Genomic DNA, 5,224 nt, shown 5'->3' on the forward strand with positions numbered 1-5,224 from the left:
TATTAAAACTTGGTCGAGAGCATCAATGATATCTCCAGATTTCGTTGGTCAGACTATTGCTGTTCACAACGGTCGTCAGTTTGTTCCAGTTTATGTTACTGAAAACATGGTAGGTCACAAATTAGGAGAATTTTCACCAACAAGATCATTTAGAGGTCATGCAGGTGCTAAGAATAAAGGTAAAAAATAAGAATCATGGGAAGTCGTAAAAAACAAATGGCGGAAGCTATTAAGGCTGAGAAAAAGCAGGTTGCTTTTGCAAAGCTAAATAACTGTCCTACATCACCAAGAAAAATGCGTTTAGTTGCGGATTTAGTAAGAGGTGAAAAGGCAGAGAAAGCTCTTCAGATTCTTAGATTTAGTCCTAAAGAAGCATCACGTCGTTTAGAGAAATTGGTTATGTCTGCAATTGCAAACTGGCAAGCTAAAAACGAGGATGCAGATGTTGAGGAAGCAAAGCTTTTTATCAAAGAGATTAGAGTAGATGGTGGAACGATGTTAAAACGTTTGCGTCCGGCTCCTCAAGGTAGAGCACATAGAATTAGAAAGAGATCTAATCACGTAACAGTGGTTGTTGATGCAATAAACAAAACACAAAGCTAAGATAGAGATATGGGACAAAAGACAAATCCAATCGGAAATCGCTTAGGAATTATCAGAGGATGGGAATCTAACTGGTACGGAGGAAACGATTATGGTGATAAACTTGCCGAAGACGATAAGATTAGAAAGTATATTCATGCACGTCTATCTAAAGCTAGTGTAAGTAGAGTAATTATTGAGCGTACGCTTAAACTTGTAACCGTTACTATCACTACAGCTAGACCTGGTATTATTATTGGAAAAGGTGGACAAGAGGTAGATAAGTTAAAAGAAGAGCTTAAAAAGATTACTGGTAAAGAGGTTCAATTGAATATCTTTGAAATCAAAAGACCTGAGCTAGATGCCTTTTTAGTGGCTTCAAGTGTGGCGCGTCAAATAGAAAGTAGAATTTCTTACAGACGTGCAATCAAAATGGCGATTGCGGCTGCAATTCGTATGAATGCTGAAGGAATTAAAATTCAGATTAGTGGTCGTTTGAATGGTGCTGAAATGGCACGTTCAGAACACTATAAAGAAGGACGTATTCCATTATCTACATTCAGAGCTGATATTGATTATGCACTCGTTGAGGCGCATACTACTTATGGTAGATTGGGTATCAAAGTTTGGATAATGAAAGGCGAAGTGTATGGTAAGAGAGAATTATCACCACTCGTTGGTTTATCTAAGCAGAAGAGTAAAGGTGGACGTGGTGGAAACAAGAACCAATCTCGTCGTAGAAAGTAATTTTTTAAAGAAAAGACAAAATGTTACAGCCTAAAAGAACAAAATTTCGTAAGCAACAAAAGGGACGTATGAAGGGTAATGCTGGAAGAGGTCATTTGTTATCAAATGGTACCTTCGGTATTAAATCATTAGAATCTACTTTTATTACTGCACGTCAAATAGAAGCAGCACGTATTGCCGCTACACGTTACATGAAAAGAGAAGGATCGTTATGGATTAAAATTTTTCCAGACAAGCCTATTACAAAAAAGCCTCTTGAAGTACGTATGGGTAAAGGTAAAGGTGGAGTAGAATATTGGGCGGCTGTCGTAAGACCTGGTCGTATGTTATTTGAAATTAGTGGAGTGCCATTAGATGTAGCGCAAGAAGCTTTACGTTTAGCTGCACAGAAGCTTCCGGTAAAAACCAAGTTTATAATAGCACGTGATTACGAAGCTTAATAGAAAGATATTATGAAGCAATCAGAAATTAAACAGCTTTCAACAGCTGAGTTACAGGAAAAACTTAGTGAATCTAAAAAGAGTTATACTGACCTTAAAATGGCACACGCTGTTTCTCCTTTAGATAACCCGATACAATTGCGCGTTGCACGTCGTACCGTGGCTAGAGTAGCAACAGAATTAACTAATAGAGACGTACAATAATCGTATTCTGCTGAAAGATGGAAAAAAGAAACTTAAGAAAAGAACGTATAGGAATCGTAACAAGTAACAAAATGGAGAAATCTATTGTAGTTGCTGAGGTTAAGAAAGTAAAACATCCTATGTATGGAAAATTCGTGTTAAAGACTAAGAAATATGTCGCACACGATGAGACAAACGACTGCAACGAAGGGGATACTGTTAAGATCATGGAAACACGACCTTTAAGTAAATCAAAATGTTGGAGATTAGTAGAAATAATTGAAAGAGCGAAGTAATTATGTTACAACAAGAATCAAGATTAAAGGTAGCTGATAACACTGGTGCAAAGGAGGTTTTAACGATCCGTGTATTAGGTGGTACAAAAAGACGATATGCTTCTGTAGGAGATAAAATCGTTGTTTCTGTAAAAGATGCGACTCCGAACGGTACAATCAAAAAAGGTGCTGTATCTACGGCAGTTGTTGTACGTACAGCGAAAGAGGTGAGACGTCCAGATGGCTCTTACATTAGATTTGACGATAACGCATGTGTGCTTTTAAATCCTCAAGGGGAAATGAGAGGAACTCGTGTTTTTGGTCCTGTAGCTAGAGAACTTCGTGATAAACAATTCATGAAAATTGTATCATTGGCACCAGAAGTGCTTTAATTGATAAATAAGATGACAAAGCTTAAAATAAAATCAGGAGATACAGTAAAAGTAATTGCTGGTGATCATAAAGGATCAGAAGGTAAAGTACTTAAGGTATTAATGGATAAGAACAAAGCCATAGTAGAAGGCGTAAACATGGTTAAGAAACATACGAAGCCAAGTGCACAAAGTCCTCAAGGTGGTATTGTAGAGAAAGAAGCCTCTATTCATATTTCAAACTTATCGTTGTTAACCGCAAATGGTGAAGCAACACGAGTTGGATTTAAGATGGATGGTGATAATAAAGTAAGATTTTCTAAGAAATCTAATGAAGTAATTTAATTATGGCTTACGTTGCAAGATTAAAACAAGAGTATAAGGACAAAGTAGTTCCTGCTCTTACAGAAGAATTTGGTTACAAAAATGTAATGCAAGTACCTAAACTTAAGAAGATAGTATTATCTAAGGGTGTTGGTGCGGCTGTTGCGGACAAGAAGTTAATTGATCACGCAGTAGACGAGCTTACAAAAATAACTGGACAGAAAGCTATACACACAATGTCTAAGAAGGATGTTGCTTCATTTAAGTTACGTAAAGGAATGCCAATTGGTGCCAAAGTAACATTAAGAGGTGAGCAAATGTATGAGTTCTTAGATCGTTTAGTAACTTCAGCGTTACCTCGTGTTAGAGATTTTAACGGAATCAAGGCTACTGGTTTTGATGGTCGTGGAAATTATAACTTAGGTGTAACAGAACAGATTATCTTCCCAGAGATCGATATTGATAAGATCAATAAAATATCTGGAATGGATATTACATTTGTGACTTCTGCTGATACAGATAAAGAAGCGAAGTCGTTATTAACAGAATTAGGATTACCTTTTAAAAAGAATTAATTATGGCTAAAGAATCAATGAAAGCCCGTGAGGTGAAGCGTTCTAAAACGGTAGCTAAGTATGCAGAAAAACGTAAAGCTTTGAAAGAAGCTGGCGATTATGAAGCATTACAGAAATTACCGAAAAATGCATCTCCAATACGTCAGCATAACCGTTGTAAACTTACAGGAAGACCTAAAGGTTACATGAGACAATTTGGTATTTCTCGTGTTATGTTTAGAGAAATGGCGAATCAAGGATTAATACCAGGTGTTAGAAAAGCATCTTGGTAATTAATACGAGGCATCGTTATTAAATAAGATTATAAATTGGTTTCAGGTTTGACAATGATGTCGAAAACCGCTACCGCAAATTAATATATATGTATACAGATCCAATAGCGGATTATTTAACGCGAGTTAGAAATGCAGTTAAGGCAAACCACAGAGTGGTTGAGATTCCTGCATCTAACTTAAAGAAAGAAATAACTAAAATTTTATTCGATCAAGGATATATCTTAAGTTATAAGTTTGACGATTCGTCAGTACAAGGTACAATCAAAATAGCTTTGAAGTACAGTAAGGATACGAAAGAGTCGGTTATCAAAAAAATTCAAAGAATCAGTAAACCAGGTTTACGTAAATATGCTTCTTCAAACGAAATGCCAAGAATCTTAAATGGTTTAGGTATTGCAATTGTGTCAACATCTCATGGTGTAATGACAGGTAAACAAGCGCAAAGAGAAAACGTTGGTGGTGAAGTTTTATGTTACGTATACTAAAAACAGGAAGATATGTCAAGAATAGGTAAAAACCCAATAACAATTCCTGAAGGTGTAACAGTTGAGATCAAAGACAACATGATTACCGCTAAAGGTAAACTTGGTGAATTAACTCAAGAGTATTCAGAAATAAAAATTACATTAGAAGACGGTACTATTACATTAGAGCGTGATTCTGATAAAAAAGATTTAAGAGCAAAGCACGGTTTATACAGAGCTTTAATCTTTAATATGATTGAAGGCGTTGCTAAAGGCTGGACCAAAGAACTAGAAATGGTTGGTGTAGGTTATAGAGCTTCAAATCAAGGACAAAAATTAGATTTAGCCGTAGGATTTTCACATAATATTGTTTTGGATATTGCTCCAGAAGTGAAAGTGGAGACAATTTCTGAAAAGGGTAAAAATCCAATTATTAAATTAACATCTTTTGACAAACAATTAGTTGGCCAAGTGGCAGCTAAGATTCGTGGTTTTAGAAGACCTGAACCTTACAAAGGAAAAGGAATCAAGTTTGTTGGTGAAGAAATTAGAAGAAAAGCAGGTAAATCAGCTTAATAATTAAGTTATGGCATTGACAAAGAACGAAAGAAGAATAAGAATTAAAAACAGAATCCGTAAGGTCGTATCTGGTACGCAAACAAAACCAAGATTAGCTGTTTTTAGAAGTAATAAAGAAATTTATGCTCAACTTGTGGATGATGTATCTGGTAAAACTATAGCTGCTGCATCTTCAAGAGATAAAGATATTGCTAAGTCTAAAGGAAATAAAACAGAAACTGCTGCATTAGTTGGTAAATCTGTTGCGGAAAGAGCAATGAAAGCTGGTGTTGAAACTATTTCTTTTGATAGAGGTGGTTACTTATATCACGGAAGAGTAAAATCATTAGCAGAAGGTGCTAGAGAAGCAGGACTTAAATTTTAAGACATTATGTATCAAAAATATAAAAACGCAGAGCTTGTTAAACCA

At 35.8% G+C, this 5,224-nt stretch carries 13 protein-coding genes; all 13 read left to right on the forward strand.

The genetic code is table 11. The annotated features are described in order from the left end of the window. Window position 1: 1 nt before the first annotated feature. Complete coding sequence (rpsS, locus tag AB8B52_RS13390; RefSeq protein WP_406028953.1) at window positions 2-190, forward strand: 30S ribosomal protein S19; 189 nt, start codon at window positions 2-4, stop codon at window positions 188-190. Window positions 191-195: 5 nt separating this feature from the next. After that, window positions 196-603, forward strand: a complete 408-nt coding sequence (gene rplV / locus AB8B52_RS13395) for a 50S ribosomal protein L22 (protein ID WP_406028955.1) — start codon at window positions 196-198, stop codon at window positions 601-603. A gap of 9 nt (window positions 604-612) precedes the next feature. Further along, window positions 613-1,329, forward strand: a complete 717-nt coding sequence (rpsC, locus tag AB8B52_RS13400) for a 30S ribosomal protein S3 (RefSeq protein ID WP_406028957.1) — start codon at window positions 613-615, stop codon at window positions 1,327-1,329. 20 nt (window positions 1,330-1,349) lie between these two features. Further along, window positions 1,350-1,769: a 50S ribosomal protein L16 gene (gene rplP, locus AB8B52_RS13405; RefSeq protein WP_406028959.1), complete on the forward strand. Its 420-nt coding sequence runs from the start codon at window positions 1,350-1,352 to the stop codon at window positions 1,767-1,769. Between the two features lie 12 nt (window positions 1,770-1,781). Next, window positions 1,782-1,973, forward strand: a complete 192-nt coding sequence (rpmC, locus tag AB8B52_RS13410; protein WP_406028961.1) for a 50S ribosomal protein L29 — start codon at window positions 1,782-1,784, stop codon at window positions 1,971-1,973. 17 nt (window positions 1,974-1,990) lie between these two features. Then, the gene (gene rpsQ / locus AB8B52_RS13415; protein ID WP_092469501.1) at window positions 1,991-2,248 is read left to right on the forward strand and encodes a 30S ribosomal protein S17; all 258 of its coding nucleotides are present in this window, start codon (window positions 1,991-1,993) and stop codon (window positions 2,246-2,248) included. A gap of 2 nt (window positions 2,249-2,250) precedes the next feature. Continuing rightward, entirely contained in the window at window positions 2,251-2,619 is a 369-nt protein-coding gene (rplN, locus tag AB8B52_RS13420; protein ID WP_406028963.1) for a 50S ribosomal protein L14, read from the forward strand. 12 nt (window positions 2,620-2,631) lie between these two features. Continuing rightward, window positions 2,632-2,943 (forward strand): 50S ribosomal protein L24, encoded by a 312-nt coding sequence (gene rplX, locus AB8B52_RS13425; RefSeq protein WP_406028965.1) that lies wholly within the window; start codon window positions 2,632-2,634, stop codon window positions 2,941-2,943. 2 nt (window positions 2,944-2,945) lie between these two features. Beyond that, complete coding sequence (gene rplE, locus AB8B52_RS13430; protein ID WP_406028967.1) at window positions 2,946-3,497, forward strand: 50S ribosomal protein L5; 552 nt, start codon at window positions 2,946-2,948, stop codon at window positions 3,495-3,497. 2 nt (window positions 3,498-3,499) lie between these two features. Continuing rightward, complete coding sequence (gene rpsN / locus AB8B52_RS13435) at window positions 3,500-3,769, forward strand: 30S ribosomal protein S14 (protein ID WP_020897643.1); 270 nt, start codon at window positions 3,500-3,502, stop codon at window positions 3,767-3,769. Between the two features lie 89 nt (window positions 3,770-3,858). Then, complete coding sequence (gene rpsH / locus AB8B52_RS13440; RefSeq protein WP_406028970.1) at window positions 3,859-4,257, forward strand: 30S ribosomal protein S8; 399 nt, start codon at window positions 3,859-3,861, stop codon at window positions 4,255-4,257. Between the two features lie 12 nt (window positions 4,258-4,269). Then, complete coding sequence (gene rplF / locus AB8B52_RS13445) at window positions 4,270-4,812, forward strand: 50S ribosomal protein L6 (RefSeq protein WP_406028972.1); 543 nt, start codon at window positions 4,270-4,272, stop codon at window positions 4,810-4,812. A 10-nt stretch (window positions 4,813-4,822) separates the two neighbouring features. Next, complete coding sequence (gene rplR / locus AB8B52_RS13450) at window positions 4,823-5,179, forward strand: 50S ribosomal protein L18 (RefSeq protein ID WP_406028974.1); 357 nt, start codon at window positions 4,823-4,825, stop codon at window positions 5,177-5,179. Window positions 5,180-5,224 lie beyond the last annotated feature (45 nt).

Source organism: Winogradskyella sp., from assembly GCF_045105575.1.
In the GTDB taxonomy this organism is placed as follows: Bacteria; Bacteroidota; Bacteroidia; order Flavobacteriales; family Flavobacteriaceae; genus Winogradskyella.